This is a genomic window from Methylobacterium sp. Leaf469, assembly GCF_001424745.1.
Lineage (GTDB): Bacteria > Pseudomonadota > Alphaproteobacteria > Rhizobiales > Beijerinckiaceae > Methylobacterium.
The window spans coordinates 85,126-110,623 of sequence record NZ_LMRE01000042.1; the positions used below are offsets into that span (position 1 = coordinate 85,126).

At 69.6% G+C, this 25,498-nt stretch carries 24 protein-coding genes; 12 read left to right on the forward strand and 12 right to left on the reverse strand.

The features are described from left to right. Positions 1-78 precede the first annotated feature (78 nt). From ASG60_RS17315 to ilvN, 6 genes are all read right to left on the reverse strand, one after another. Positions 79-732 carry a pyridoxamine 5'-phosphate oxidase family protein gene (locus ASG60_RS17315; RefSeq protein WP_056175212.1) on the reverse strand — a complete coding sequence of 218 codons (654 nt, stop codon included), beginning with the start codon at positions 730-732 and terminating at the stop codon, positions 79-81. Positions 733-1,047: 315 nt separating this feature from the next. Beyond that, positions 1,048-2,067 (reverse strand): ketol-acid reductoisomerase, encoded by a 1,020-nt coding sequence (gene ilvC / locus ASG60_RS17320; RefSeq protein ID WP_056175215.1) that lies wholly within the window; start codon positions 2,065-2,067, stop codon positions 1,048-1,050. A 177-nt stretch (positions 2,068-2,244) separates the two neighbouring features. Continuing rightward, on the reverse strand, positions 2,245-2,907 hold the full coding sequence (locus ASG60_RS17325) for a glutathione S-transferase N-terminal domain-containing protein (RefSeq protein ID WP_056386993.1): 663 nt from the start codon (positions 2,905-2,907) through the stop codon (positions 2,245-2,247). 22 nt (positions 2,908-2,929) lie between these two features. Continuing rightward, a complete protein-coding gene (locus tag ASG60_RS17330) occupies positions 2,930-3,295 on the reverse strand; it encodes a type II toxin-antitoxin system PemK/MazF family toxin (RefSeq protein ID WP_056386845.1) in 366 nt (121 codons plus the stop codon). Beyond that, a complete protein-coding gene (locus ASG60_RS17335) occupies positions 3,276-3,515 on the reverse strand; it encodes a hypothetical protein (RefSeq protein WP_056386847.1) in 240 nt (79 codons plus the stop codon). The genes ASG60_RS17330 and ASG60_RS17335 overlap by 20 nt, the downstream gene beginning before the upstream one ends. Before the next feature lie 54 nt (positions 3,516-3,569). After that, a complete protein-coding gene (ilvN, locus tag ASG60_RS17340) occupies positions 3,570-4,112 on the reverse strand; it encodes an acetolactate synthase small subunit (protein ID WP_056175221.1) in 543 nt (180 codons plus the stop codon). 85 nt (positions 4,113-4,197) lie between these two features. On the opposite strand from ilvN, the gene ASG60_RS17345 reads away from it, so the two are divergent. Continuing rightward, positions 4,198-5,088 carry a methyltransferase domain-containing protein gene (locus ASG60_RS17345; RefSeq protein WP_056386849.1) on the forward strand — a complete coding sequence of 297 codons (891 nt, stop codon included), beginning with the start codon at positions 4,198-4,200 and terminating at the stop codon, positions 5,086-5,088. A gap of 36 nt (positions 5,089-5,124) precedes the next feature. Here the strand turns inward: ASG60_RS17345 and ASG60_RS17350 are convergent, their stop codons facing one another. Together ASG60_RS17350 and ASG60_RS17355 are read right to left on the reverse strand one after the other, a co-directional pair. Then, positions 5,125-6,900, reverse strand: coding sequence for an acetolactate synthase 3 large subunit (locus ASG60_RS17350; RefSeq protein WP_056261420.1), 1,776 nt, complete (start codon positions 6,898-6,900; stop codon positions 5,125-5,127). A gap of 258 nt (positions 6,901-7,158) precedes the next feature. Beyond that, on the reverse strand, positions 7,159-7,419 hold the full coding sequence (locus ASG60_RS17355; RefSeq protein ID WP_056386851.1) for a PepSY domain-containing protein: 261 nt from the start codon (positions 7,417-7,419) through the stop codon (positions 7,159-7,161). 240 nt (positions 7,420-7,659) lie between these two features. Between ASG60_RS17355 and ASG60_RS17360 the strand changes: the two genes are divergently transcribed. The 11 genes from ASG60_RS17360 to folK all read left to right on the forward strand — a co-directional run bounded on the left by ASG60_RS17360 (position 7,660) and on the right by folK (position 20,964). Further along, positions 7,660-8,181, forward strand: coding sequence for a chemotaxis protein CheW (locus ASG60_RS17360; protein ID WP_056386854.1), 522 nt, complete (start codon positions 7,660-7,662; stop codon positions 8,179-8,181). Then, positions 8,178-9,683 carry a protein-glutamate O-methyltransferase CheR gene (locus ASG60_RS17365; protein WP_056386856.1) on the forward strand — a complete coding sequence of 502 codons (1,506 nt, stop codon included), beginning with the start codon at positions 8,178-8,180 and terminating at the stop codon, positions 9,681-9,683. Before ASG60_RS17360 ends, ASG60_RS17365 begins: the two co-directional genes overlap by 4 nt. A 37-nt stretch (positions 9,684-9,720) precedes the next feature. Then, entirely contained in the window at positions 9,721-10,275 is a 555-nt protein-coding gene (locus ASG60_RS17370) for a chemotaxis protein CheW (protein WP_056361386.1), read from the forward strand. Positions 10,276-10,405: 130 nt separating this feature from the next. Further along, positions 10,406-12,076 (forward strand): methyl-accepting chemotaxis protein, encoded by a 1,671-nt coding sequence (locus ASG60_RS17375; protein WP_056175240.1) that lies wholly within the window; start codon positions 10,406-10,408, stop codon positions 12,074-12,076. Positions 12,077-12,269: 193 nt separating this feature from the next. Then, positions 12,270-14,504: a response regulator gene (locus tag ASG60_RS17380; protein WP_056386858.1), complete on the forward strand. Its 2,235-nt coding sequence runs from the start codon at positions 12,270-12,272 to the stop codon at positions 14,502-14,504. Between the two features lie 38 nt (positions 14,505-14,542). Next, positions 14,543-15,589 (forward strand): chemotaxis-specific protein-glutamate methyltransferase CheB, encoded by a 1,047-nt coding sequence (gene cheB, locus ASG60_RS17385; protein WP_056175643.1) that lies wholly within the window; start codon positions 14,543-14,545, stop codon positions 15,587-15,589. Beyond that, the gene (locus ASG60_RS17390; protein WP_056175245.1) at positions 15,586-17,289 is read left to right on the forward strand and encodes a response regulator; all 1,704 of its coding nucleotides are present in this window, start codon (positions 15,586-15,588) and stop codon (positions 17,287-17,289) included. Before cheB ends, ASG60_RS17390 begins: the two co-directional genes overlap by 4 nt. A 2-nt stretch (positions 17,290-17,291) precedes the next feature. Then, positions 17,292-19,178 (forward strand): response regulator, encoded by a 1,887-nt coding sequence (locus ASG60_RS17395; RefSeq protein ID WP_056175248.1) that lies wholly within the window; start codon positions 17,292-17,294, stop codon positions 19,176-19,178. A 153-nt stretch (positions 19,179-19,331) separates the two neighbouring features. Beyond that, positions 19,332-20,105, forward strand: coding sequence for a dihydropteroate synthase (gene folP, locus ASG60_RS17400; protein ID WP_200927302.1), 774 nt, complete (start codon positions 19,332-19,334; stop codon positions 20,103-20,105). Continuing rightward, complete coding sequence (gene folB / locus ASG60_RS17405) at positions 20,102-20,494, forward strand: dihydroneopterin aldolase (RefSeq protein WP_056386860.1); 393 nt, start codon at positions 20,102-20,104, stop codon at positions 20,492-20,494. The genes folP and folB overlap by 4 nt, the downstream gene beginning before the upstream one ends. Further along, positions 20,491-20,964 (forward strand): 2-amino-4-hydroxy-6-hydroxymethyldihydropteridine diphosphokinase, encoded by a 474-nt coding sequence (gene folK / locus ASG60_RS17410; protein ID WP_056305150.1) that lies wholly within the window; start codon positions 20,491-20,493, stop codon positions 20,962-20,964. Before folB ends, folK begins: the two co-directional genes overlap by 4 nt. Here the strand turns inward: folK and ASG60_RS17415 are convergent, their stop codons facing one another. The 4 genes from ASG60_RS17415 to xoxF1 form a co-directional block, all read right to left on the reverse strand. After that, complete coding sequence (locus ASG60_RS17415; protein ID WP_082531816.1) at positions 20,965-21,525, reverse strand: L,D-transpeptidase family protein; 561 nt, start codon at positions 21,523-21,525, stop codon at positions 20,965-20,967. It lies immediately after the preceding gene. 1 nt (position 21,526) lies between these two features. Next, positions 21,527-22,381 (reverse strand): rare earth element methanol dehydrogenase accessory protein XoxJ, encoded by an 855-nt coding sequence (xoxJ, locus tag ASG60_RS17420; RefSeq protein WP_056175262.1) that lies wholly within the window; start codon positions 22,379-22,381, stop codon positions 21,527-21,529. Continuing rightward, complete coding sequence (locus ASG60_RS17425) at positions 22,381-23,031, reverse strand: c-type cytochrome, methanol metabolism-related (RefSeq protein WP_056261624.1); 651 nt, start codon at positions 23,029-23,031, stop codon at positions 22,381-22,383. The genes xoxJ and ASG60_RS17425 overlap by 1 nt, the downstream gene beginning before the upstream one ends. 134 nt (positions 23,032-23,165) lie before the next feature. After that, a complete protein-coding gene (gene xoxF1 / locus ASG60_RS17430; protein ID WP_056175264.1) occupies positions 23,166-24,968 on the reverse strand; it encodes a lanthanide-dependent methanol dehydrogenase XoxF1 in 1,803 nt (600 codons plus the stop codon). Between the last annotated feature and the right edge of the window lie 530 nt (positions 24,969-25,498).

The window sequence follows — 25,498 nt, forward strand, 5'->3', positions numbered from 1 at the left end:
GGCATTAACGCGAGCCTGCCCCCAGATACGCCCCGTGGACCCCTACCAGTCGGTCCACGGGGCGTTCTCCTGAGTGGTTCAGCTCTCGCCGCGCGCCACCCGGGCTTCGTATTCCGGCAACTCGATCTGGCCTTCCTTGGCGACGCGCGCCTTGTCTTCCTCGGGGATCACGTCGGCCACCATGTCGAGGCGCTTCCAGAGGGCCAGCGGCGTCTCCTTGTCGGGCGTCGGCACGTACTTGTTCTGTGCCACCTTCTGGTACTTGTGGATGTAGCGCGGGCAGTTGACCCACGCCTTGGTGACCTCGACCCGCACGAGATACTTGGCCTCGGTGTACTCGGCCATCAGGGGATCGTCGCGCAGCATCCGGGCATGACCCTGGACGCGGACCCGATGCGGGGTCTCGAAGTCGATGAACAGCAGGCCGACCTTGGACTGACCCTCGATGTTGCCCATTGAGTACCACATGCCGTTTCCGTCGAAGCCCGGGAAGACGAGGGTATTGTCGTCCAGCACCTTCACGAAGCCAGGGCTGCCGCCCTTGTAGGAAACGGTGGGCATGCCGTCCGGATCGACGGTGGATAGGAAGAACATGTCCCGGCTGTTGATGAAGGCGGCCTCGTCCTTGCCGATCCCGTCATGCACCCAGCCGGTGTCGAGGCGCTCGGCGAGCTTGACGGTGTTGTACTCTTCCTGAAGCGCGCGATGCGCGTCGTAGTAGAGCGATGCCATGGGTGTCCTCCGTGTGTCGGCCGCTCTCGAGGTGGGCGGCCGTTACGGAGATGATTGCCGGGATTTTCGGTAGATCACAACAGCGGGGCGCGCCCTTCTCCCCTCCGCGGGAGAAGGTGGCCCGCGAAGCGGGTCGGACGAGGGGGGCTACGATGGCGAACGTGGCGCTGCTCCTCTCCCGGTCGCTCCGCGACCACCCTCCCCCACGAAGGGGGGAGGGTTTCGCGCACGAAAAAGCCGGCGCCGCTGTCGCGACGCCGGCTTCATACATGGGGCGCAGCCGAGCAGAGCACGGCTGCGCCATCCCGAAAAGAATCAGTTCTTGGCCTTGTCGACGAGGGCCTTCTCGGAGATCCACGGCATCATGCCGCGCAGCTTGGCGCCGACTTCCTCGATGGGGTGGGCGGCGAGCTTGGCGCGGGTGGCCTTGAACGAGGTCTGGCCGACCTTGTTCTCCAGCATCCAGTCGCGGGTGAACTTGCCCGACTGGATGTCGTTGAGGACGCGCTTCATCTCGGCCTTGGTCTCCGGCGTCACGATGCGCGGGCCGGTGACGTACTCGCCGTACTCGGCGGTGTTGGAGATCGAGTAGTTCATGTTGGCGATGCCGCCCTCGTAGATGAGGTCGACGATGAGCTTCACCTCGTGGAGGCACTCGAAATAGGCCATCTCGGGAGCGTAGCCGCCCTCGACCAGGGTCTCGAAGCCGGCCTTGATCAGCTCGACGAGGCCGCCGCAGAGGACGGCCTGCTCGCCGAACAGGTCGGTCTCGCACTCCTCCTTGAAGGTGGTCTCGATGATGCCGGCGCGGCCGCCGCCATTGGCCGAGGCATAGGACAGGCCGAGGTCGTGGGCGTTGCCGGAGGCGTCCTGCGCGATGGCGATCAGGGTCGGCACGCCGCCGCCCTTGAGGTACTCGCCGCGCACGGTGTGGCCGGGGCCCTTGGGGGCGACCATGAGCACGTCGAGGTCCTTGCGGGGCTCGATGAGGTTGAAGTGCACGTTGAGGCCGTGGGCGAACAGGAGGGCGGCGCCCTGCTTCATGTTCGGCTCCAGGGACTCCTTGTAGATGTCGCCCTGGAGTTCGTCCGGGGTGAGCATCATGACGACGTCGGCCTGCTTGGCGGCGTCGGCGACGTTCATCACCGTGAAGCCCTCGTGCTCCGCCTTCTTGGCGGTGGCCGAGCCCTCGCGCAGGGCGATGACGATGCCCTGCACGCCGGAATCGCGCAGGTTGAGCGCGTGGGCATGGCCCTGGCTGCCGTAGCCGACGATGACGACCTTCTTGCCCTTGATCAGGTTCAGGTCGGCGTCACGATCGTAATAGACCCGCATGGCGGTACCTTCTCTTTTCTCTCGATTGAGCATGAGTGCGCTCCGGCGCCCTCATCTGAAACAGCATCCGCGCGGCCGTGCGATCCGGGCAGCTTTTAGCGAGACGATTCCCTTGACGAAAGGGGAATCGTCATCCGAGCGGCGTTCTACGGGCCTTACGCGGGCAGGCGCAGCTCTTTACGCGGGCAGGCGCAGACCTTCGCGGGCAAAGACGGCCCGCACGGCGGGGCGCGCCGCCATGGCGCGGGCATGCGCCGTCCAGTGGGGAAAGCGCTCCGCCATGTCGAAGCCGAGGGCCGGGCCACGGCCCCAGGTCCAGAACAGCAGCAGGTAGGGATCGACCACGCTGTAGCGGTGCCCCAAGGCCCAGCCGCCGTTCGAGAGCTTCACGTCCGTCATGGTGAACAGGTCGCCACACGTATCGGCGCCCTTGGCCGCGATGGCCGGAAACGCATCCTCGTCGGCGGTGTAGCGCTCCGGCCGCCGGACATGGGCGTAGGCGATGTGATGGTTCGTCGAGAGCCATGCGAGCCATTCGTCGGCGCGTGCCTGATCGCGCGAATCCTCCGGCCATAGGCCCGCCTCCGGATGGAGGCGCGCGACGTGGCGCAGGATCGCCGTGTTCTCGGTCAGCACCCAGCCCTCCTGCAAGCCCCCTTGCAAGCCCCCCTGCACGAGGGCCGGCACGCGCCCGCGCTCGTTGACGGCGAGGTACTCCGCCGCACGCTGATCGCCCTTGGCCAGATCGAGCCGAACGGTCTCGAACGGCGTGCCGGTCTCCTCCAGGGCGATGTGCGAGGCCAGCGAGCAGGCGCCGGGGGCGTAGTAGAGGGTGGTCATGCCGATGTTCGTTTCCACGCATTCAGAGATCGAGGTGCAGACCAAGAAGGTTTGCGACCGTGCCTCGGACATCCTTCAGGACATCCGCGGGGACTTTCCCGATCGGTCGGAAGCCACGCATCGTGCGATCCACGCAACGGATCTGATCGCACAACACGGCGCCGCTCACGGCGAGTCCGTTCGGCAGGATGACTTTGGTCGGCCAGGGAGCCACATTCGACGTCACCGCACAGATGATCGCGGTGGCGTTTCGCTGGTGGAAGCCCCGGTTGGTGAGAACGAGCGCCGGCCGCACACCGGATTGCTCGCGGCCCAGAGTCGGGCGCAGGTCGACCCAGACGAGATCCCGGGCATCCGGCAGGGCCGCCTCAGCGGCTCCAATCGTCATGGATGATCTCCGTGCCGACGTCCGGCCCCCAATCAACCAGCTCCGGCAGATTGGTCGGGCCGAGACGATCCATCTCCGCCAACATCTCGTCGAGTGTGGGGACACGGCCGCGTAGGCTGATCTCTACGATCTGCCCATCGCTCAATCCGTTCTCGCGATCCACCTTCGCGGGAATCCGGATCACGAACTCATCCCCTGTCTGGTTGAGCTTGGCCTTCATGACGAGAGCCCCTTCCTCCGGTGGCAGGACAGTACCACCGTCGAGAGAAAAGCCTCACATCGCCTCCGACCCACGTCCCATGGCGGCGATGCCCGTGCGCGAAATCTCGACGAGGCCGATCACCGTCATCAGGCCGATGAAGCGGTCGATTTCCTCGGTGGTGCCGGTGACCTCGAACACGAAGGAATTCAGGGTCGCGTCGAGGGTCTTGGCCCCGAAGGCGGCCGCGAGGGTCAGGGATTCCGTGCGGTGCTCGCCGGTCCCGGCCACCTTCACGAGGCAGAGTTCGCGCTCGAGGGACTGGCCCTGAAGCGTCAGGTCGACCACGCGGTGCACGGGGACGAGGCGGTCGAGCTGTGACTTGATCTGCTGGATCACCGCATCGGTGCCCGTGGTGACGATGGTGATGCGCGAGATGTGGCGCGCGACCTCGGTCTCCGAGACGGTCAGGCTCTCGATGTTGTAGCCGCGACCCGAGAACATGCCCGAGATGCGGGCGAGCACGCCGGGCTCGTTGTCGACGATGACCGCGAGGGTGTGCCGGTTGATGGGCTCGACCCGGCCGGCGTCGGGGTAGTGGGTGTTCATCGCATTCATGGCTTGCCCCAGTTCCAACTCTTCGCTTCTTCGCCCATCCGGGTCCATGCTGGACCCGTTCCAGACGTCATGATACCGCGCCGCCATGGACAGTCGCCAGCGCACGCTCGCCGCCGTGAGGCCCCACGGCCGGACCGGCGTCGAACTCGGTCCCCTCGACCGGCCCCTCGTGCACCGCGGCGACGGCGACATCCTCTACGCCGACCATCTTTCGACGGACGACCTCGCCCGGAAATACGCCGGCCATGCCGCCGCCGGCCCGCGGGCCCGCGGCGCCCTGGTGGAGGTCGATCTCGTCCTCGACCGCCAGACCCTCGCCCAAGCCCTCGGAGACCGTGGTCCCGTGGACTACATCGTCGCCTCGCACGTCATCGAGCATCTGCCCGACCCCGTCGGTTGGCTGAGGGATTGCGCCGAGGCCCTGCACGAGGATGGCCTCCTGTTCCTGGCCGTCCCGGATATGCGCTTCACCTTCGATCGCGGCCGCACGCTCACCTCCGTCGGCGACCTCGTCGGGGCCTCCCTCACCCGCCCCACGGGCCCGAGCCCGGCCCAGGTCTACGAGCATTTTTCCCGCGCGGTGCAGGTGGATGCCAAGGCCGTCTGGTCGGGACGCGAAACCCGCTTCCCCCTGTTCACGGGACACGGGCCCGAGGCCGGCCTGGAGCATGCGCGGCGTATCCACGAGGCGGGCGGCACGATCGATGTGCATTGCAGTGTCTTCACCCCCGACAGCTTCGTGTCCGTCCTCGGCGAGGTGATCGCCATCGGTCTGGTGCCGTTCGCCTTCGCCGAGTTCACGCCGACGCAGCCCGGCGAGATCGAGTTCTTCGCGCTGCTTCGCAAATGCGAAGGACTCGCCCCGGCCAAGCGAGCGGCGTTCACCCCTCGGTCCGATCGGCCGGCCCCGCGTCCGGCCGCGCCGGGCTGGCGCAGCCGCCTGTCCAGCGCGCGCCGCCTCGGCGACCCGCGCTAGGGACCGGGACACGGGAGACGCCCGGCGGGATGCGGGTCAGACCAGCATCTTGCCCTCTTCCGAGATGATGTCGCCGATCTCGGCGCCGGTCTCACCGAGGTAATCCGACAGGATCATCTCGTTGTGCGCCTTGCCCGACGGGATCATGGGGAAGCAGTTTTCCTTCTTGTCGACGACGCAGTCGAAGATCACCGGGCCGTCGTAGTCCAGCATCTCCTGGATCGCCGCGTCGAGGTCGCCGGGCTTCTCGCAGCGGATGCCCTTGGCCCCGTAGGCTTCCGCCAGCTTCACGAAGTCCGGCAGGCTCTCGGAGTAGCTCTGCGAGTAGCGCGAGCCGTGCAGCAGCTCCTGCCACTGGCGCACCATGCCCATGTACTCGTTGTTCAGGATGAAGATCTTGACCGGCAGGCGATACTGCACCGCCGTGGACATCTCCTGGATGTTCATCAGGATCGACGCCTCGCCGGCGATGTCGATGACGAGCCCGTCCGGATGGGCGAGCTGCGTCCCGATGGCGGCGGGCAGGCCGTAGCCCATGGTGCCAAGGCCGCCCGAGGTCATCCAGCGGTTCGGCTCCTCGAACTTGAAGTACTGCGCCGCCCACATCTGGTGCTGGCCGACCTCGGTGGTGACGTAGGTCTCGCGGTCCTTGCACGCCTCGTAGAGACGCTGCACCGCGTATTGCGGCTTGATGATCGTGCCCGACGGCCAGTAGGCGAGGCAGTCGCGCGCCTTCCAGGTGCGGATCTTGCCCATCCAGGCGTCGAAGCGCTCTGGGTCCGGCCGGGTCGGCAGGGCCTTCCAGGCGGCGAGCATGTCTTCCAGCACCGAGCCGCAATCGCCGACGATCCCGACATCGACCTTGACGACCTTGTTGATCGAGGAGGCATCGATGTCGATGTGGATCTTCTTGGAGAACGGCGAGAACGCATCCAGGCGCCCGGTGATCCGGTCGTCGAAGCGGGCACCGACGCAGACCATCACGTCGCACTCGTGCATGGCGAGGTTGGCCTCGTAGGTCCCGTGCATGCCGAGCATGCCGAGGAAGTTCTCGTCCGAGGCCGGGAAGGCGCCGAGACCCATCAGGGTCGAGGTCACGGGGAATCCGGTCTCGGCCGCGAGTTCGCGCAGCAGGGTCGAGGCGTGCGGGCCGGCGTTGATGACGCCGCCGCCGGTATAGAGGATCGGCCGGCGCGCGTTCGCCATCAGCTCGACGGCCGCCTGGATCTGGCCTGCGTCACCCTTGAAGGCGGGCTTGTAGGTCTTGTGGCCGTTCTGGGTCGGACGCTCGTAGAGTCCGCTGGCGAACTGGATGTCCTTCGGCAGGTCGACGACGACGGGGCCCGGCCGCCCGTGCGAGGCGACGTAGAACGCCTCGTGCAGGATGCGCGGCAGGTCGGCGATGGATTTGACCAGGTAGTTGTGCTTCGTGCAGTGGCGCGTGATGCCGACCGTGTCGCACTCTTGGAACGCATCGGTGCCGATGAGGTGCGTCGGCACCTGTCCGGTGATGCAGACCAGCGGGATCGAGTCCAGCAGGGCGTCGGTGAGGCCGGTGATGATGTTGGTGGCGCCCGGTCCCGAGGTGACGAGGACGCACCCGACCTTGCCGGACGAGCGTGCGTAACCTTCCGCCGCGTGGACCGCGCCCTGCTCGTGGCGCACGAGAACGTGCTTCAGGGTGTCCTGATGGTAGAGCGCGTCGTAGATCGGCAGCACCGCGCCGCCGGGATATCCGAACAGGGTGTCGACACCCTGATCCTGAAACGCCCGGATGACCATTTCGGCCCCAGTCATGACCTCGCCGCCCATCGTCCTGCTCCTCGAACTCTGTTCTGAAATCCGTGTCGTCTCTCGTCGCGGCAACAAAAAAGGGCCCCGAAGGACCCTGCATGCGCCACCATCCGGATCGCGGTCCCTGGTGTCAGGACCGCCCCGTCGGTGGCGCTTTCGTTACGATGAGGATGGCACGCATCGGAATGACCGTCTGATCTCTTCACCCGCCGAACCGACGGATCGAATTTCGTGTCGCGTGTCGTAGCCGATCCGCCCCTCAGGGTCAACGCGGATCTACTCGGCAGGAACTTCGCCCAGGACGGCGCCGGTTCTCGGATCGGCATCGAACTTCATCCGGCGCCCGTCCTTGATGCCCTCGCCGTCCCAATGGCCATCGTCGGCTTCGAGCTTGATGATCTCCGAATAGCCGGCGGCCTTCAGGGCCTGCTTGGTCTGTGCCGGCGTGAGCCAATCCGCACCCGGCGTCTCCGCGAAGGCGACGCGGGGGCCGAGGGCGAGGGCCACCATGAGGGTGAGGCGCGTGATCCGTCGCATGCGAGATCCTGTCCGGTGTGGGAGCGCGTCCCCGTCCGACGCACGACCCATCTAGGGCGCTCTCCGCCGAAGTGGATGCCGGTTCGGCGGAAAAGAGCGCGGCTCCAGGCTGGTGGCGTTCGGGGGCGTGGGGACCTCGAAAACACACGACCTCGGGCCTGAAGTGTTTGCCCGCCCGGCCCTGGCCGTCCTATCTGGGACGTGCTGAATGCCAGCGCGTCGAACCTCGCCCCGCCCGCGATGCCATCATCGGAAAATTCCCTGTCGACCACAACGGCCCTGCTCCTCCTCGACGTCGCCGGAAGTCCCTGCGCCCTGGTGCGGACCTCCGTGCGCGAGGTGCTGCCTCTGCCGGACCTGCATGCACCCCCGGCGACGGGCGGTCCACTGGCGGGCTTCCTCGACCTCGGCGGCGTGCCTGTGCCGGTGGTCGATCTCGCCCGTCTCCTCGGCCTCCCGGCCCGGGACGGCGCGGAAGCGGACGACCCCTATCGCCACCTCGTCCTCGCGGCGGACGCGACCGCGGCCTTCCTGGTGGATCGGGTCGAGGATCTCGTCGTCGTTCCGAGCACGGCGATCCAGACCGTGGCCGAGACCCGCACCCTCAACGGCTGCGTCACGGCCGAGATCACCCTCGGCGACCGCATGGTGCATGTCCTGGACCTGGCCCGTCTGCTCACCGCCGAAGAGCGCCAGCGCCTGGACGACCTCACCCGCGCCGCGGCCGGACGCCTCGCCGCATTCGGGCGGATCCCTGCATGAAGCGGCCCGACCGGTTCGGTCCGCAATCCGACCCGGCCTTCCCGGCCCTCAAGGCTCGGATCATCGCGCGAACCGGCCACCACTACTACGCCGACAAGGACGACCTCCTGCTGGATCGCCTGCGCAAGCGGTTCAAGGCCAACGGCCTGCCCGACTGCGCCGCCTACGCGGCTCTGTTGAACGACAGGGCCCTGGGCGAGGCCGAATGGGCGGCCCTCGAGGCCGAGATCACCATCGGCGAGACCTTCTTCTTCCGCTACGCCGAGCAGTTCGCCGCCCTGCGCGGCACCATTCTGCCCGGCCTGATCGCGGCGCGGGCGCATGAGCGTTCCCTGAAGATCTGGAGCGCCGGCTGCTCGACGGGGGCCGAGCCGTATTCCCTCGCGATTCTCCTCAACGAGCTCCTCGGTCCCGCCCTGCCCGATTGGCGCATCGCCATCACCGGCACCGACATCAGCACCGCGGCCCTGGCGACGGCGCGGGCCGGCCTCTACGGCCGCTGGGCCCTTCGAACCCTGCCGCCCGAGGAGCGGCTGCGCTACTTCACGTCCGGCCCGGTCCTGCCGGGTCCGGGCCGGGAGGGGACCTACACCCTGCGCACCGACTACCGCCGGATGGTCCGCTTCGAGCGCCGCAACCTGATGGAGCTCGTCGACGGCACCGCGCCGCCGCACCTCGCCGACTTCGATCTAATCCTGTGCCGCAACGTGCTGATCTACTTCGAGGCCGAAATCGTGCTGGGGATCGTGCGCGGTCTCGGGCGGCGCCTGCTGCCGGACGGTTGGCTTCTCATCGGCCACGCCGAGCCCAATCCCGCCTTCGCCCAGACCCTCGAACCGGTGAACCTGCCCGGCACCGTGGCCTACCGCCCCCGGGGGGCCGGCGAGCCGGTGATGGTGCAGCCGCCCGTCCCCTCCGCCCCGTGGGAACCCACCCTTCCCTGGATCGGCGAAGGGGCGAGCGCAACCGATCTTCGGAGCGTGGCGGACCCGTTGCCGGTCTGCCCGACCGGTGGGACGCTGGAGGTGGGGGCAGATGCGGACGGGGCGGGGCGGGACGCTCGTCCTCGGAACGACACCGCTCCACCGGAGACCCTCGACGACGATCTCACTTGGATCCGCACCCTGAGCGATGCCGGCGAGACCGGCCAGGCTTGGCGCAAGGTCCGGGCGGCCCTTCGTGCCGCTCCGATGGCGGCGGTCCTGCACTATTACGATGGGCTCCTCGCCCGGACCCTCGGGCGCGACGCGGAGGCCGAAGCGGCGCTGCGACGGGCTCTCTACCTCGATCCCGGCTTCGTCATGGCGCATTATCAGCTCGGCCTGCTTCTGATCGCCATGACGCGGCCGGCGGAGGGCTGCCGGTTCCTCGACAATGCCATCCGCCTCGGCGAGACCCTGCCGGCCGTGGCGCATCTCGCCGAAGCCGACGGGATCGGCCCGCGGGAACTGGCGCAGAGCGCGGCCCTTGCGCGTTCCACCCTGGAGGATCTTGCCGAATGAAGGCCATCCCAAGAACGTCCGCCATGAACGCCACCCCATGAACGGAGCTGCCGAAGCCGCCCGCCGACGGGCCCTGCGGGAGGCCCGCACGCGCGCCCTCGCGGGGCGGGATCGGGCCGCGGGGCAGCGGGTGACCCTGCGCTCGTTCCTCGTGTGCGCGTGCGGCGAGGATCGCTACGGCCTGCCCCTCGCCCAGGTCGCCCAGGTCCTGCCCGCTCGCCCCGTCACGGCGGTGCCGGACGCGCCCGATGCCCTCCTCGGCGTCGTCGCCCTGTCGGGCCGGGTGGTGAGCCTGCTCGGGCTTGCGCGTGCGCTGGGACGCCCCGGTGCCGCCGAGCCCGGAGCCGGTCATATCGTGGTCCTGCGCGGTGGTGCGGCGGCCGTGGCCCTGGCCGTGGACCGGGTGGAAGGCGTCGTCGCCATCGCGGCGTCCGACCCGGACCTTCCGAACGCCACCGAAAGCCTCCTCGATCCGGCCGTCGCGGGATTGGGTCCCGGGGCGGTTTCGGGCTATGCCCCGGCGGGAACCCATGGGGGCGACGGCTTCGTCGCCGTCGATCTGCCGCGCCTCCTCAGGCGCTACCTGTCCTGAGTGTCCCTCGGAGAACGCCCGCCGCACCGTCGCGCTCGGAACGAGAGCCGACGGTGATCGGGCGTTCCTGAAGGCACTCCGGCGCCACCTGCCCGGTGTGCGTCGGTTTCGTGGAGCCTTGAGCCAGCCTGTGTCGATCTCCATCGGAAAACGCATCCTCCTCGGCTTCGTCGCCATCACCGTGGTGATCGTGGCGCTGGGCCTCTACGCCCTCGACCAGATCAGCGCCGTGCGCGACAACATGAACACCATCGTCAAGCGGGACCTGACGGTGGCGCGCCAGCTCGACGACCTCGGCAACAAGGCCCGCGACATGGGGCTCTTGCGGCGCAACGCCGTAATGGCGGCGCTCATGCGCAACCGCCCGGAGGCGGAGCTGATCCAGATCGTCGAGACCTGGCGGCGCATGGGCCAGGAGGCCGATGCGCTCTTCGGCGAGGTGGTCCGGACGGCCAACGGGTATTCCGCCACGGCGCCGGCTCCGGCGCGCGCCGCGGCCTGGAAGAAACTCGCCGAGACCGCCGAGGCGGCGGCCGGCGACTTCCGGCAGTTGCGCGCGGTCAGCGAGCCGCAATTCACCGCCATCGCGGCCAGGGACGCCGAGGCCATCGAGGCGCGCAACGAGCCGATCAACCGGATGCAGGAGGTGCTCCTGGCCGACATCGAGCGCACCCGCGAGGCCCTCGACGCCGGGATCGCCGCCGGCCAGCAGCGCGCCGCGGAAATCTACGACCGCAGCCTGTGGTCCGTCATCCTGACCCTGGCCGCCAGCGTGCTGCTCAGCATTCTCATCACCGCCCTCATCCGGCGGGGCGTGGTCAAGCCCTTGGAGGACGTGATGCAATTCGCCGAACGCGTCGGCGGCGGCGACCTGTCCGGCACCCTGGCGACGAAGGGCGACGACGAGATCGCCCGGCTCGGGCGCACCCTCAACGGCATGGTGGCGGGGCTCGCCGATCTGGCGCGCACCAACCGCGCCGCGACGGCGGATCTCAACGCGGCGGCGGCGGAGATCCGTGCCTCGGCCCAGGAGCAGGCGGCCTCCGTCGAGGAGCAGTTCGCCGCCGTCCAGGAGACCGCCGCCACCGTCGACGAGATCACCCATTCGGGCGCCCAGATCGGCAAGCGCGCCGGCGAGGTCATCGCCACGGCGCAATCCACCGCCCAGACCTCGCGGGCGGGCCTGCGCGCGGTGGCCGACACCGCCAAGGCCATGGAGGCGATCCGCGAGCAGGCCGAGGCGGTGGCGGGCAACATCGTCGCCCTGTCCGAGAAGACCCAGGCCATCGGCGACATCATCACCACCGTCAACGACATCTCGGAGCGCACCCACCTCCTGGCGCTGAACGCCGCCATCGAGGCGGCGGCGGCGGGCGACAGCGGGCGGAGCTTCGCCGTCGTCGCCTCGGAGATGAAGCTGCTCGCCGATCAGGCCAAGGCGGCGACGGGGCAGGTCCGCACGATCCTGGGCGAGATCCAGCGCGGCATCAACACCTCGGTGATGCTGACCGAGGAGGCGGTCAAGCGCGCCGCCGCCGGCAAGGCCCGCTCGGACACCACCCAGCGGACCATCGAGGAGATCACCGCGAGGGTCGAGGAGAGCGTCCAGACCTTCCAGCAGATCGTCGCCTCGACCAACCAGCAGCAGCTCGGCATCGAGCAGGTGATGGGCGCCCTCCAGAACATCCGCCAGGCGAGCCAGCAGACGGCAGCCGGCACCCGCGAGGTCGAGGCCGCCTCGGCCAATCTCACCGAGCTGGCCCAGGCCCTGATGACCCTGGCCGAGCGCTACCGGCACTGAGTGTCTCTCACAAAACTCCCGCTGCAACGCCGTATTCGAGGCGAGAACCGATGATGACCGGGAGTTTTGTGAGGCACTCTGAGACGCGGGAGGCCGAGGCCATGAAACGAACCCGCTTCCCGAAGGGCCCGGGCCCGCTTCCGCACGTGCGTTCGCACCTGCGGAAGCGGGCCTGAGCGGCGAGCCGAACCGGATGGACATTCGCCAACTCCTCCTCGCGGCCTTCGAGGTCGAACATCGCGAGCATATCGACGCCATCCGCGCGGCCCTGGCCGGGGCGGCGGAGTCCCGCGACTGGAACGACGTGTTCCGCCGGGCGCACAGCCTGAAGGGGGCGTCGCGGGCCGTCGACCTGCCCGCGGTGGAGGCCGTGGCCCATCGGTTGGAGACCCTGTTCGACCGCATCGTCGAAGGCGGCGGCACCCTCGACCGGGGGGCGGAGGCCGCGGTCCAGCTCGCGCTCGACCGGATCGAGGCCTATGTCGGCGGTCTTACCGACGGGGTCGGCGCGCCGATGCCGGACGATGCGCTGCAGGCCCTCGACCGCTGCCTCGACCCCGGATCCCCCGTGGCAGCCGCGCCGGATCCGGCGCTCCGGTCGGCCGAAGCGCCGCCGGCCGTTCCACCCGCCGCCCCTGCGCCGACCGCGCCGGATCCGGCGCCCGAGGCCGGCGCGCTGCTGCGCGTCCCGGCCGAGGCCATCGATGCCCTGACCCGGGCGAGTCACGAGCTCGCGAGTGCCCTCGGGGGCGAGGTGGTCCTGGCCGAGGGGCTCGCCCGATTGACCCGGCGGGCGGGCGACCTCGGCCTCATGGCCGAGCGGTTGCGCGGGACGGCGACGGCCGCGACGTCCCTGCGCGACCTCGAGACCGGTCTGCTCGCCCTGGCCCGCGAGGCCGCCGACCTGTTGCGGGTGCGCCTCACCGTCGCCTCCGCCGTCGAGGCGGCCGCGGCCCGGGTGGCCGAGCACGCCGAGCGCCTCGCCCTGATGCCGGCCGAGACGGTGTTCGGCGGGTTTCCCCGCGCCCTGCGCGAACTCGCCCGCGAGGGCGGGCAGGAGATCGCCGTCCAGACCACCGGCCTCGATCTTCCGGTGGAGCGCTCGATGCTCCAGGCCCTCAAGGACCCGGTGCTGCATGCCCTGCGCAACGCCCTGAGCCACGGGGCCGAAGCCCCGGAGGCGCGCGCCCGCAGCGGCAAGCCGCCGGCCCTCGCCATCGGCCTCGACGTCGCCGTCCGGACCGGGCGCCTCGTCGTCACGGTCCACGACGACGGGCGCGGGCCGGATCTGCGTGCCATCGCCGAGGCCGCGCGGCGGCGGGGGCTGGCGGCGACGGAGGATGATCCCGAGGCGCTCCTCGCCCTGGTGTTCGAGGCGGGGCTCTCGACGGCGACCGAGGTCGACACCCTGTCGGGGCGCGGCATCGGCCTGTCCGTGGTGGCCGACGCCGTCCGCCGCCTCGGCGGCCAGGTCCGCCTGAGTCCCCGAGCGCCCTGGGGCACCGAGCTCGCCATGACCCTGCCCCTGCAGGCGGCGCGGCGTGCGATGCTCCTCGTCGAAGCGGGGCAGGCGACCTACGCCGTGCCGAGCGCCGCCGTGGAGCGGGTGATCCGGTTCGATCCGCGCGACCTCGACCGGGCCATGGGCCGGCCGGTCCTCAGGGTCGTGTCGGAGGGCGGCGCAGGCGCCACCCTGCCGGTCCTGGCGCTGGCCGATCTGCTCGGTCGTCCCGGCGGCCGGTCGCCCGAGGCGGGGGCCGCCGTCGTCCTGCGGGCCGGGGGCCGGCGCGTGGTCCTCGTCGTCGAGACCCTGCGCGAGGTCCGCACCCACCTCGTCCTGCCGGCGCCGCCCATCGGCGCCGACCCGCGCCTCGTCTCCGGCACGGTGATCCTGGGCGACCGCCCCGTCCTCGTCCTCGAACCGGACGGCCTCGTCGCCCGGGCGGCGGAGGCCGGATTTCAGGCCGGACCGGATGCCGCGCTCCTCCCAGGGGCGGAGCGCGGAACGATCGGTTCGGCCTCACGTTCGAACAACCTCGCGAACAACATCGCCGCCACCCCGGCGACCATCCTGGTCGTCGACGATTCCATCACCACCCGCACCCTGGAGAAGGGCATCTTGGAAGCGGCCGGTTACCGCGTCGTCGTCTGCGTCGACGGGCAGGACGCCATCGAGCGCCTGCGCGCCGGGATCGAGCCCATCCGGCTGGTGCTGGCCGATGTCGAGATGCCGCGCCTCGACGGGTTCGGCCTGCTGAAGGCCATCCGGGCGGAGGAATCCGTCGCGCGCCTGCCGGTCATCCTGATGACCTCGCGGGGCGATCCCGAGGACGTGGCGCGCGGCCTCGACCTCGGGGCCGACGCCTACCTGACCAAGCAGAGCTTCGACCAGCGCCGTCTCCTCGAGACCATCGGGCAATTGCTGTGACCGGACCCGCGACCCCCGACACGCCCCGCGTGCGGGTGATGCTCGTCGAGGATTCCCTCGTCGTGCGCCAGCTCCTCATCCACATCGTCGGGCGCGATCCGCGCCTCGAGGTCGTGGCCGCCGTCGCCTCGGGCGAGGAGGCGCTCGCCACCCTCGCGTCCGCCCGGCCCGACGTCATTTCCATGGACATCCGCCTGCCGGGCATCGACGGCCTGGAGACCACCCGCCGGATCATGGCCGAGCGGCCGACGCCCATCGTGGTGGTGGCCGACGCCATCGAGGATTCGTCCCTGCGCATTTCCATGAACGCCCTGCGGGCCGGCGCCCTCTCGGTGGTGGAGAAGCCGGTGGCCACCACCCATGCGGGCTACGAGACCGTGGCCACGGAGATCTGCACGCAGCTGCGCATCATGGCCGCCGTGCCGGTGATCCGCCGCCGGCCCATCGGCGCGGAATGGGCGGGCCGGCCCCGCGACCTGCGTGCCCTGATCCCCGCCATCGCGTCCGAGGCACCGAGCGTGGTCGCCATCGCGGCGTCCACGGGCGGCCCTCCGGCCCTCGCCCGGGTCATCGGGGCGCTGCCCGAAGATTTCCCCCTGCCGGTCCTCGTGGTCCAGCACATGGGTGCGGCCTTCATGGAAGGCTTCGCCGCCTGGCTGAACGGCGTCGTCGCCCTGCCCGTCGCCGTGGCGCGCGACGGCGAGCGCGCGGCCCCCGGCCGGGTCTACGTCGCGCCCGGCGACCGCCACCTCGAACTGGCGCCCGGCGGGGGCCTGCGCCTGACCGACGCCGACCCCGTGGGCGGGCAGCGCCCGGCCGCCACCGCCCTGTTCCGCTCCCTCGCCCGCCATGCCGGTCCGCGCGGGGTCGGCGTGCTGCTGACCGGCATGGGCGAGGACGGCGCCGTCGGGCTCCTCGACATGCGCCGTGCCGGGGGCGCCACCATCGCGGAGGACGAGAGCACCGCGGTGGTGTTCGGCATGCCGGCCGCCGCGATCCGGATGGGAGGCGCCGGCACGGTGCTGCCGCTGGACCGGGTGGCTTCCCATCTCGCCAGGATCGTCGCCGGCGGGGGCATGCCGTGAGCGAGCCGGCCCGCCTTCTGCTCGTCGAGGATTCCGAGACCCAGGCCCTCGAATTGCGGCTGCTGCTCGAAGGGCACGGCTTCTCCGTCGAGCGCTGCGCCACCGCGGAAGCGGCCCTCGACCACCTCAACACCCGCCTGCCCGACCTCGTGGTGGCCGACCACCACCTGCCCGGCATGAACGGCGACGAGTTCGCCCGCCAGCTCCGCCTGTCCCTGCGCACCCGCGCCCTCCCGCTTCTCATGCTGACGGGGGCGCGCGACGGCGAGCGCCAGGGTTTGGAGAGCGGCGCCGACGCCTACGTGGCCAAATCCGCCGACCGCGACATCCTGATCCTGCGCATCCGCGCCCTCCTGCGCGAGCGCCTGGGCGGCGGCTCGGAGGCGCCCGGCGCCTCGGGGTTCCGGCGCGGGCGCGTCCTCGTCGTTGACGGAAGCGCCACCTACCGCACCTTCCTCGCCGGGCTGCTGGCCCACGAGGGCCACCTCGTCAGCGTCGCCGACACCGCCGAGGCCACCCTCGCCGCCCTCGACGCCGACGGCGCCGCCTTCGACTGCGTCACCATCGATCTCCTCGGCACCGCCTATGACGGCCTCGGCCTGTGCCGGGCCGTCGACGCCCGCCGGGCCGCCGACATCGCCGCCCGCGAGGCCGGCACGCCCACCTTCCACGTGGTCGGCATCGCGGGCAGCACGCCGGCCAAGGATTTCCTCGTCCAGGCCTTCGCGGCCGGTGCCGACGACGTGGTGTCCAAGGTCGACGGCGACGTGCTGGTGATGCGGGTGCGCAGCCTGGTGCGGCGCAAGCTCCTGGAGGAGGACAACCGTCGCATCGCCGGCGAGTTCGGCGCCCGCGAACGCGCCCTGGAACGGGCCCGGGCCGAGGCCGAGGCGGCGGAGGCCCGCGCCGCCCTCGCGGGTGCCCTGGAGCAGGCGAATTCGGATCTCGCCACCGCCAACCGCAAGCTCACGGATGCCCAGGCCAAGCTGGTGCAGGCCGCCAAGATGGCCTCGCTGGGCGAACTCGTCGCCGGCATCGCCCACGAGATCAACAACCCGCTTGCCTTCATCCTCGCCCACCAGGGCACCGTGGAGCGCCTGCTGAACGAGGTCGTCGCGGACCCCGCCCCCGCCGACGCCCCGCGCCTCCTGAAGAAATGCGGCGACCGCGTCGGCGCCATGCGGATGGGCCTGACCCGGATCCAGGACCTCGTCCTGAATCTGAGAAAATTCTCGCGCCTCGACGAGGGCGAGCGCGCCCTCGTCAACGTGCCCGACGCCATCGAGACGGTGCTGGCCCTGATCCAGCACAAGCTCGGCGACCGGATCGGGGTGGTGCGCGACTTTTCCGGCCGGCCGGAAATCCACTGCACCCCGGCGCTCCTCAACCAGGTGGTGATGAACATCCTCGGCAACGCCGCCGATGCCATGCCGGAGGCCGGCACCATCACGATCCTCACCGCCAGTACCGACGAGATCGACGAGATCCGCATCTCGGATACCGGGCCGGGCATTCCCGAACCATTGCGCGAGCGGATCTTCGAGCCGTTCTTCACGACGAAACCTGTCGGCGCGGGCACCGGCCTCGGTCTCGCGATTGCCTACTCGGTGGTACAGGCGCATAGCGGCACGCTCACGGTCGAGGCCGCCCCGGGCGGCGGAGCCTGTTTCATCATCGGCATCCCCCGGCAGGCGCGGTGAGCATGTCCAAAGCTACGATCCTCGCCGTCGACGACGAACCCGACATCCTCATCGCCCTCGAGGACCTGTTCGAGGACGAGTACCGGGTCCTGACCACCAGCCGTCCGGCCGAGGCCCTGGAGATCCTGGCGGCCGAGCCCGACATCGCCGTCATCGTGTCGGACCAGCGCATGCCGGGGATGACCGGCGACGCCATGCTGGCCCAGGCCCGCGGCCTGCACGACGCCCAGGCGATCCTGCTCACGGGCTACGCCGACATGAGCGCCGTCATCAGTGCCCTCAACCAGGGCGGCATCACCGGCTACGCCACCAAGCCCTGGGACGCCGATCTCCTGCGCGGCGCCGTGCGCCAGGCCTACGAGCGCCACCGCCTCGGGCGCGAACTCGCCACGGAGCGCGCCCTGCTCATGGGCCTCCTGGATCACTCCGAGGATGCGATCTCGTTCAAGGACGGACAGGGCCGGTTCGTCCGCCTCAATGCCCGCAAGGCCGAGCGCCTCGGGCGAACGACCGCCGAGTGCCTCGGGCGCACGGAGGCGGCGCTCCGGGGCGATCCCGCGAGCACGGACCACGCCGGCACCGAAACCGACGGGGCGGCGGAGGCCGACGCCCAGGCCATCGCGGCGGGCCGGCCGACGGAGACCGAGATCACCGAGGGGCCGGAGGGGGCGGAGCGCTGGAGCCACGTCGCCCGGGTGCCGATCCGCGGCGCCTCGGGCGCGGTGGTGCATCTCGCCACCATCGAGCGCGACGTGACCGAGCACCGGCTTCTCGAAGCGCGCCTGCGCCAATCGGACAAGATGCAGGCGCTGGGCACCCTCGCGGGCGGCATCGCCCACGACTTCAACAACCTCCTCACGGCGATTCTCGGCAGCCTCGAACTCGCGACCCCCAAGATCGCGGACCAGCCCCGCGTGCTGCGCCTCGTCACCAACGCGACGCAGGCGGCCCAGCGCGGGGCGACCCTGACGAAGCGCCTCCTCGGCTTCAGCCGCTCGCGCGACCTCCGGCCCCGGGCCGTCGACCTCAACCACGTCATCGCCGGCATGGGCGAGTTGCTGGGGGGGAGCCTCGGCGGCCTCGTGGGGCTGACCCTGCGGCTCGACCCGGCCGCACCCGCCGCCCGGGTCGATCCCGATCAGCTCGAACTCGCGGTGCTCAACCTGTGCATCAACAGCCGCGACGCCATGCCGGAGGGGGGGAGCATCACCGTCTCGACCCGGATCCTGGCCCTGCGGGACGATCCCGACCTGCCGGATGGCGACTACGCCGCCATCGAGGTTGCGGACACCGGCACCGGCATCCCGCCGGCGATCCTGCAACGGGTGTGCGAGCCGTTCTTCACCACCAAGGCCGTCGGCCAGGGCACGGGGCTCGGCCTCGCCATGGTGTTCGGCCTCGCCCAGCAATCGGCCGGGCGCCTGCGCATCGCCAGCGAGGTCGGCGAGGGCACCCGCGTCGAACTGCTGCTGCCCCGCACCGAGGCCGAGATCGTGGGGGAGGCCGCACCCGAGCCGGCCCCGGCGGCGCCCGTCCAGGCCGCACGCATCCTCGTGGTGGACGACGACCCCGAGGTGCGTCACGTGACGGCCTCGTTCCTCGCCACCTTCGGCTACGCCGAGAGCGAGGCGCCGGACGGGCCCTCGGCCGTGACCCTGCTGGAACGGGACCGCTTCGACCTCGTGGTGGCGGATCTGGCCATGCCGGGCATGACCGGCGTCGAACTCGCCGCCATCGTGCGCGCGCGATGGGCCGGCGTGCCGGTGCTCATCCTCACGGGTCACGCCGAGGCGATCCCGATCCCGGCCGACCTGCCGGTGCTGCGCAAGCCCTTCGAATCCGGCGATCTCGCGGCCGAGGTGTCCCGCCTCCTCGTCCCCGGGCCTTGACGGCGACGCAGACCGGCCGGGCAGGCGTTGCTCCCCGGGCGTAATCGCGCCAAAGCAGTCCGAACCGTCATCCCATCCGACAGAGCCCCCGTGCCCCCTCCTCCCTCGAAGCTGCAGACCCTGCTGCCCGATCTCGGGCAACGCGTGCTCGTGATGGGCATCCTCAACGTCACGCCGGATTCGTTCTCCGACGGGGGGCGCTTCGCCGATCCCGGGCCCGCCCGCGCCCAGGCCGAGACCCTGGTGGCCGAGGGGGCGGCGCTGATCGACATCGGCGGGGAATCGACCCGGCCGGGGCATACCCCCGTCTCGGCCGAGGAGGAGCAGGCCCGCATCCTGCCGGTGATCCGCGACCTCGCGTCCCGCCTGCCCGTGCCGATCTCCGTCGACACCTACAAGGCCGCCACCGCCCGTGTCGCCCTGGAGGCGGGTGCGCGCATCGTCAACGACGTCTGGGGCCTGCAGCGCGAGCCCGACATCGCCCACGTCGCCGCCGATCACGGCGCGCCCGTGATGGTGATGCACAACCGCGAGACCATCGAGCCCGGGATCGACATCGTCGCCGACATGCTGCGCTTCTTCGAGCGCTCCCTCGCCATCGCTCGGCAGGCCGGCATCCGCGACGCCGACATCGTCCTCGATCCGGGCATCGGCTTCGGCAAGAGCTGGGAGCAGCACCTGGACGCCCTGCGGCGGCTGCCCGAGATCGTCGCCCTCGGCTTTCCCGTCCTCGTCGGCGTCTCGCGAAAGTCCCTGCTGGGGCGCCTGCACAACACCGAGACGAAGCCCGTCGACCGCCTGTTCGGCTCGCTGGCGAGCCACGTGCTGGCCGCGACCCTCGGCGCCGGGATCGTGCGCGTCCACGACGTCGCGCCCCATGTCGATGCCCTCCGGGTGGTGGATGCCGTGATGAGGCCGGAGCGATGACCCTGCCCCATCCCGGCGACCGCATCCTCGTCCAGCGCATCGCGGTCTTCGCCTATCACGGGCTCCTCGAGGAAGAGGCGCGCCTCGGCCAGCGCTTCTACATCTCCCTCGAATGCCGCCTCGACCTGGCGCCGGCGGGCCGCTCCGACGAGGTCGCCCACACGGTGAGCTACGCGGACCTCACCGAGATCGTCACCCGGATCGCGACCCAGCGGCGCTTCGCCCTCATCGAGGCCCTGGCCGAGGCCATCGCGGCCGAGATCCTGTCGGCGCACGAACCCATCCGGTCCGTGAGCGTGCGGGTCGACAAGCCGAGCGCGCCGGTACCGGCGGTGATCGAGGGCGTCGCCATCGAGATCGTCCGCCACCGGGCCGGAGACGCGTCGTGAACGCCGCCTATCTCGGCCTCGGCTCCAACATCGGCGACAAGGCCGCGACCCTCGCCGAGGCGGTGGCGCGCCTCGCCGTGACGCCGGGCATCCGCATCACCGCGCGCTCGGCCGATTACCGCACCCCGCCCTGGGGCGACACCGATCAGGACTGGTTCCTCAACGCGGCCCTGGGGCTGGAGACGAGCCTGTCGCCGCACGACCTCTTGGAGGCGGGCCTCGCCATCGAGACCGCCATGGGCCGGGTGCGCGAGCGCCGCTGGGGGCCGCGGGTCATCGACATCGACGTGCTGCACTATGCCGGCGCCACCATCGACGACGCCCGCTTGGTCCTGCCGCACCGGTTCGTCCGCGAGCGCGCCTTCGTGCTCGTGCCGCTGGCCGAGATCGCCCCCGACCTGGTCATCGGCCCCGAGACCGTGGCGCAGGCGCTCGCCAAGCTCGACACCGCGGGCATCGAGCCGGTCTGATCAGGGACGGATCTCCACGGGCGTGCCGACATCGACCCGGGCGTAGATGTCCGCCATCTCGCCATTGGTCACGCCGACGCAGCCGTTGGTCCAGTCGACGAAGCGGTGCAGGGGGCCGAACCACGAGAAGCCGTTGAGCAGGCCGTGGATCATGATATCGCCGCCGGGCTCCCGGCCCTCCGCCGCCGCCACGGCCGCCTGCTCCGGCGTCGGATAGGACACCTTGAGCGACAGGTAGGCGACGCTGCGCGGGTTGCGATACGCGATCGCATAGAGCCCCTCCGGCGTGCGCCCATCGCCCTCGCGGGCCTTCTGGCCGACGGGCGCGAAGCCGAGGGAGACCGGATAAGTGGCGAGCACCCGTCCCTCCCGCAGGAGGGTCAGGCGCCGCGCGGCCTTCTCGACGAGGACGGCGTCGGCCCGGTCCGAGACTGGCACGAGGTCCGGCTCGACGCGAGTCCATTGCTGCCGGTCTGCGACGACGGCGACCGTCCCGAGACCCACGACGACGGCGGCGGCGAGCCACCATCGCCGGGTCCGGGGCGGACGTGCGTCCGTCATCTCAAGGGGATGCCGGGGCGAGGAGCTTGTTGCCCTCTTCCTCCAGCAGCGGCACGTCGAAGTCCCGCAGGACCTTCTCGATGTCGGTGCGCCGCTTGCGCAGGATGGTGTTGAGGCTGCGCTTCCAGTCGTTCTCCTCCATCCGCACGCCGAGGGCGATGCGGAAGGTGAGCGGTGGCCGGTCGGGCTCTTCCAGCAGCGGCACCACCGCCATGGGCACGCCGCTCTGTTTCGCCAGCCAGCCGGCGGCCGGCCCCCACAGGATCGCCGCGTCGATCCGCTTCTCGGCGAGATCCGCGATCACCTCGGCCGCGATGGTCTGGTGTTTGCGCGCCGGGTCGAGCTGGTAGGGCGCGTAGGCCTTCATGGTGCTGACGAGGCCGAGTTCACCCATGCGGTTCACCGGGGGCGTGCCGCCGATGACGCCGATGGCCTTGCCCTTGAGGCGCGGATCGTCGAGGCGCGTCACCCCGTCGAGGTCGCCCTTGCGGGTGACCAGGGTGTAGGCCGAGCGGTAGTACGGGTTGGTGTGCTGCACGAGTTCGCCGCCGGACGCCGACCCCATGATGAGGTCGCACAGGCCGGTGCCCAGGGTGTTGCGCACGAAGCCGGGTCCCTGCGTCAGCCAGTAGTAGCGGACCTTGACCTTCAGCTCCTCGGCGATGATCGCCGCGATACGGTTCTCGAACCCGTCCTCCTTGCGCTGGGAGAACGGCATGTTGCCTGGATCGCCGCAGACCCGAAGGGTGTCCGTGGTGACGAGGTCGGGCAGCGATTGCGCCAACGCGGGTCGCGCCCCTGCTGCGGCGAGCAGGAGCGCGAGGACGAGGCCGGTGGTCGAGCCTGTGCGGGTCATCAGCCGCCCAGGCACTCCTTCTCGGCCTTCTTGGCGGCCTCGGGCTTCTCTTCCTTGTCCGTCGGGCGGACGCGCGGCATGGCGCCGGAGGCACGGGCCTTCAGGTAGGTGTAGAGATCGTCGGCGTAGCACATGACGTTCTTGTTGTCGCCGAAGGCAGGCATGACGTTGGTGCCGGCCGCGCTGACATCCTGTTTGCCGCCAGCGATGACGCCGATGAACTCCTCGTACGACAGGCGCTTGAGCGAGTCCTTGAGGGCGGGCGCGTAGGTCGAGCCCATGGCGTCGGGGCCGTGGCAGACGTGGCACTCGGCGTGATAGCGGCGGTAGCCGGAATAGGCGTACCAGTCGAACTTCTTGCCATCGTTGCTGATGTGATAGGTCGGAGCGCCGTCCTTGTCGAAATACTTGCCGTCCTCGACCTTCACCGCCTGATACTTGTCGAGCAGCTTGGCGTCCTTCTCGGGCGCATTGGGATCGAGTTGGTTGACCAGGGCCGCATCGGTGGGCTTGGCGTCCGCGGTCTTGGCGTCCGCGGTCTTGGCATCAGCCGGCTTGGCGTCCTGCGCCTGGACGGCGGCAGTGGATGCGAGCGCGAGAACGAGGGCGGCCACGAGCGGACGGATGGCGGCTTTGCTTTGGTACTGCAACGACGTTTCTCCCAGGAGCATCCATCGGCCCGTTCGACCGATGTTCGAATTGTTCTTGATAATGACCTAATCATAAAGGTGCCGGCGCGGAAACCCGCGCCGGCACCCTAACCTTCAAAGCTTCGTGCGACCGATTAGTTCGGGAGCGCGAACACGGTCAGCTGACCGCCGAGGTTGGTGTAGTTCGAGAGGGCGGCGTAGCCACCCACCGCGCCGAGACCGGCGTTCGGGTCGGTCAGGCCGGCCGCGAGGCCGATGCCAGCCCAGCCACCGACACCCGACAGGATGCCGACGAACTGCTTGCCCTTGTGCTGGTAGGTCATCACGTTGCCGATGATGCCCGACGGGGTCTTGAACTTGTAGAGCTCCTTGCCGGTCTTGGCGTCGACGGCCTTCAGGTAGCCCTCGAGGGTGCCGTAGAACACCACGTCACCGGCGGTGGCAAGAGCGCCAGACCAGACCGAGAACTGCTCGGAGTTCGACCACTTGATCTTACCCGCGATGTTGTCCCAGGCGATGAAGTTGCCCATGCCGCCGTGGCTGTTGGGGGCCGGGTACATGGCCAGCGTCGCGCCGACGTAGGGCTGACCGGGGGTGTAGGACACCCGGAACGGCTCGTAGTCCATGCAGACGTGGTTGGTGGGCACGTAGAACAGCTGGGTCTTCGGCGAGAACGCCGCAGGCTGCTGGTCCTTGGTGCCGAGAGCGGCGGGGCAGATACCCTTGGAGTTGGTATCCTCACCGTTCTGCTCGGTGGAGTACTTGGCCTGGACGAGCGGACGACCGTAGGTCTTCGAGCCCTTGTCCATGTCGACCTTGGAGGCCCAGTTCACCACCGGATCGAACTTCTCGGCGACAAGGAGCTCGCCGGTGGCGCGATCGAGGGTGTAGCCGAAGCCGTTACGGTCGAAGTGGGTGAGGAGCGGACGATCCTTGCCGTCGACCTTCTGATCCGTGAGGATCATCTCGTTGATGCCGTCGTAGTCCCACTCGTCGTGCGGGGTCATCTGGTAGACCCACTTGGTCATGCCGGTATCCGGGTTACGTGCCCAGATGGTCATGGACCACTTGTTGTCGCCCGGACGCTGCTTGGGGTTCCAGGTCGAGGGGTTGCCCGAGCCGTAGTAAACGAGGTCCAGCTTCGGATCGTAGGAGAACCAGCCCCAGGTGCAGCCGCCGCCGGTCTTCCACTGGTCGCCTTCCCAGCTCTTCAGCGAGGAATCCTTGCCGACCGGCTTGCCGAGCGAGGTGGTCTTCTCGGGATCGACGATCAGCTGATCGTCGGGGCCGACGGAGTAACCGCGCCAGGCCTTCTTGCCGGTCTTGGCATCGTAGGCCGTGACGTGGCACTGCACGCCGAACTCGCCGCCGGAGATGCCGACGATGATCTTGTCCTTCACGGGCAGAACGGTGGCGGTGTTGGTCTCACCCTTCTTGGGGTCGCCGTTGACGACGGACCAGTTCACCTTGCCGGACTTGGCGTCGAGCGAGACGACGGTGGTGTCGGCCTGGTGCAGGATGATGTTGCCATCGGCGTAGGCGAGACCACGGTTGACCGTGTCACAGCACATGACCGGAATGACCGACGGGTCCTGCTTCGGCTCGTACTTCCAGACGATCACGCCTTCCTTGTCGAGGTCGAGGGCGTAGACGATGTTCGGGAAGGGGGTGTGGACGTACATCATGTTGCCGACGACGAGCGGGGAGCCCTCATGGCCGCGCAGCACGCCGGTCGAGAACGTCCAGGCGACCTGGAGTTGCTTGACGTTGCTGGCGTTGATCTGGTCGAGCTTGGAATAGCGGGTGTTGCCGTAATCGACGGTCTGAAGGACCTGCTCGGCCGGGTTGGCCGTGCGCTTCAGGACGTCTTCGTTGGCGAGGACCGGGCTAGAGGCCACCAGGCCGGCGCCCAGGGCGAGAAGGTGAACCGCTCTCATGCATTCCTCCGACAAGTCTTGACACCGAGCGTTCGCAGATCCGGAGATGCGCGAGTTTTCGATGCGACCTGCTGTTTGCGACAGGGACAGATAACGCTTCCGTAGCGGGCGGAGGGCCGAACCGAACCATGAGGTCCCGGGTCGATCCTCCTGGCCGAGGCCCGCTATCCCTTTGCGGCGCCCCTCGAAACCGAAGCTTGAATGAACTCTAAGAAAAATTCCGGGGCCGTCAACTCGCTTTGTGAGGGTTTCCTGAGGCTAGGCCAAAGGTCGTAAGGCCCCGACCTTAGTGAATCGACCCCTAATGCTGCGGCGCAACCGATGTTGCGGTGCAAAAACAGCGATCTTGTTACCAAAGCTTTTTATAGGGCGGACGGGATCTTATGCGCGAAACGCATGCGGACATGCGGAATGCATGCGTGGTCCTCGATTCCGGCTGGATTTGGGCCGAACGCGCCCTTGGCTTCGGTCGGGCGCCGCCGGTAGCCCCGGGGACATGCAGGATAGTGCAGGAGGGTATTCCGATCGCC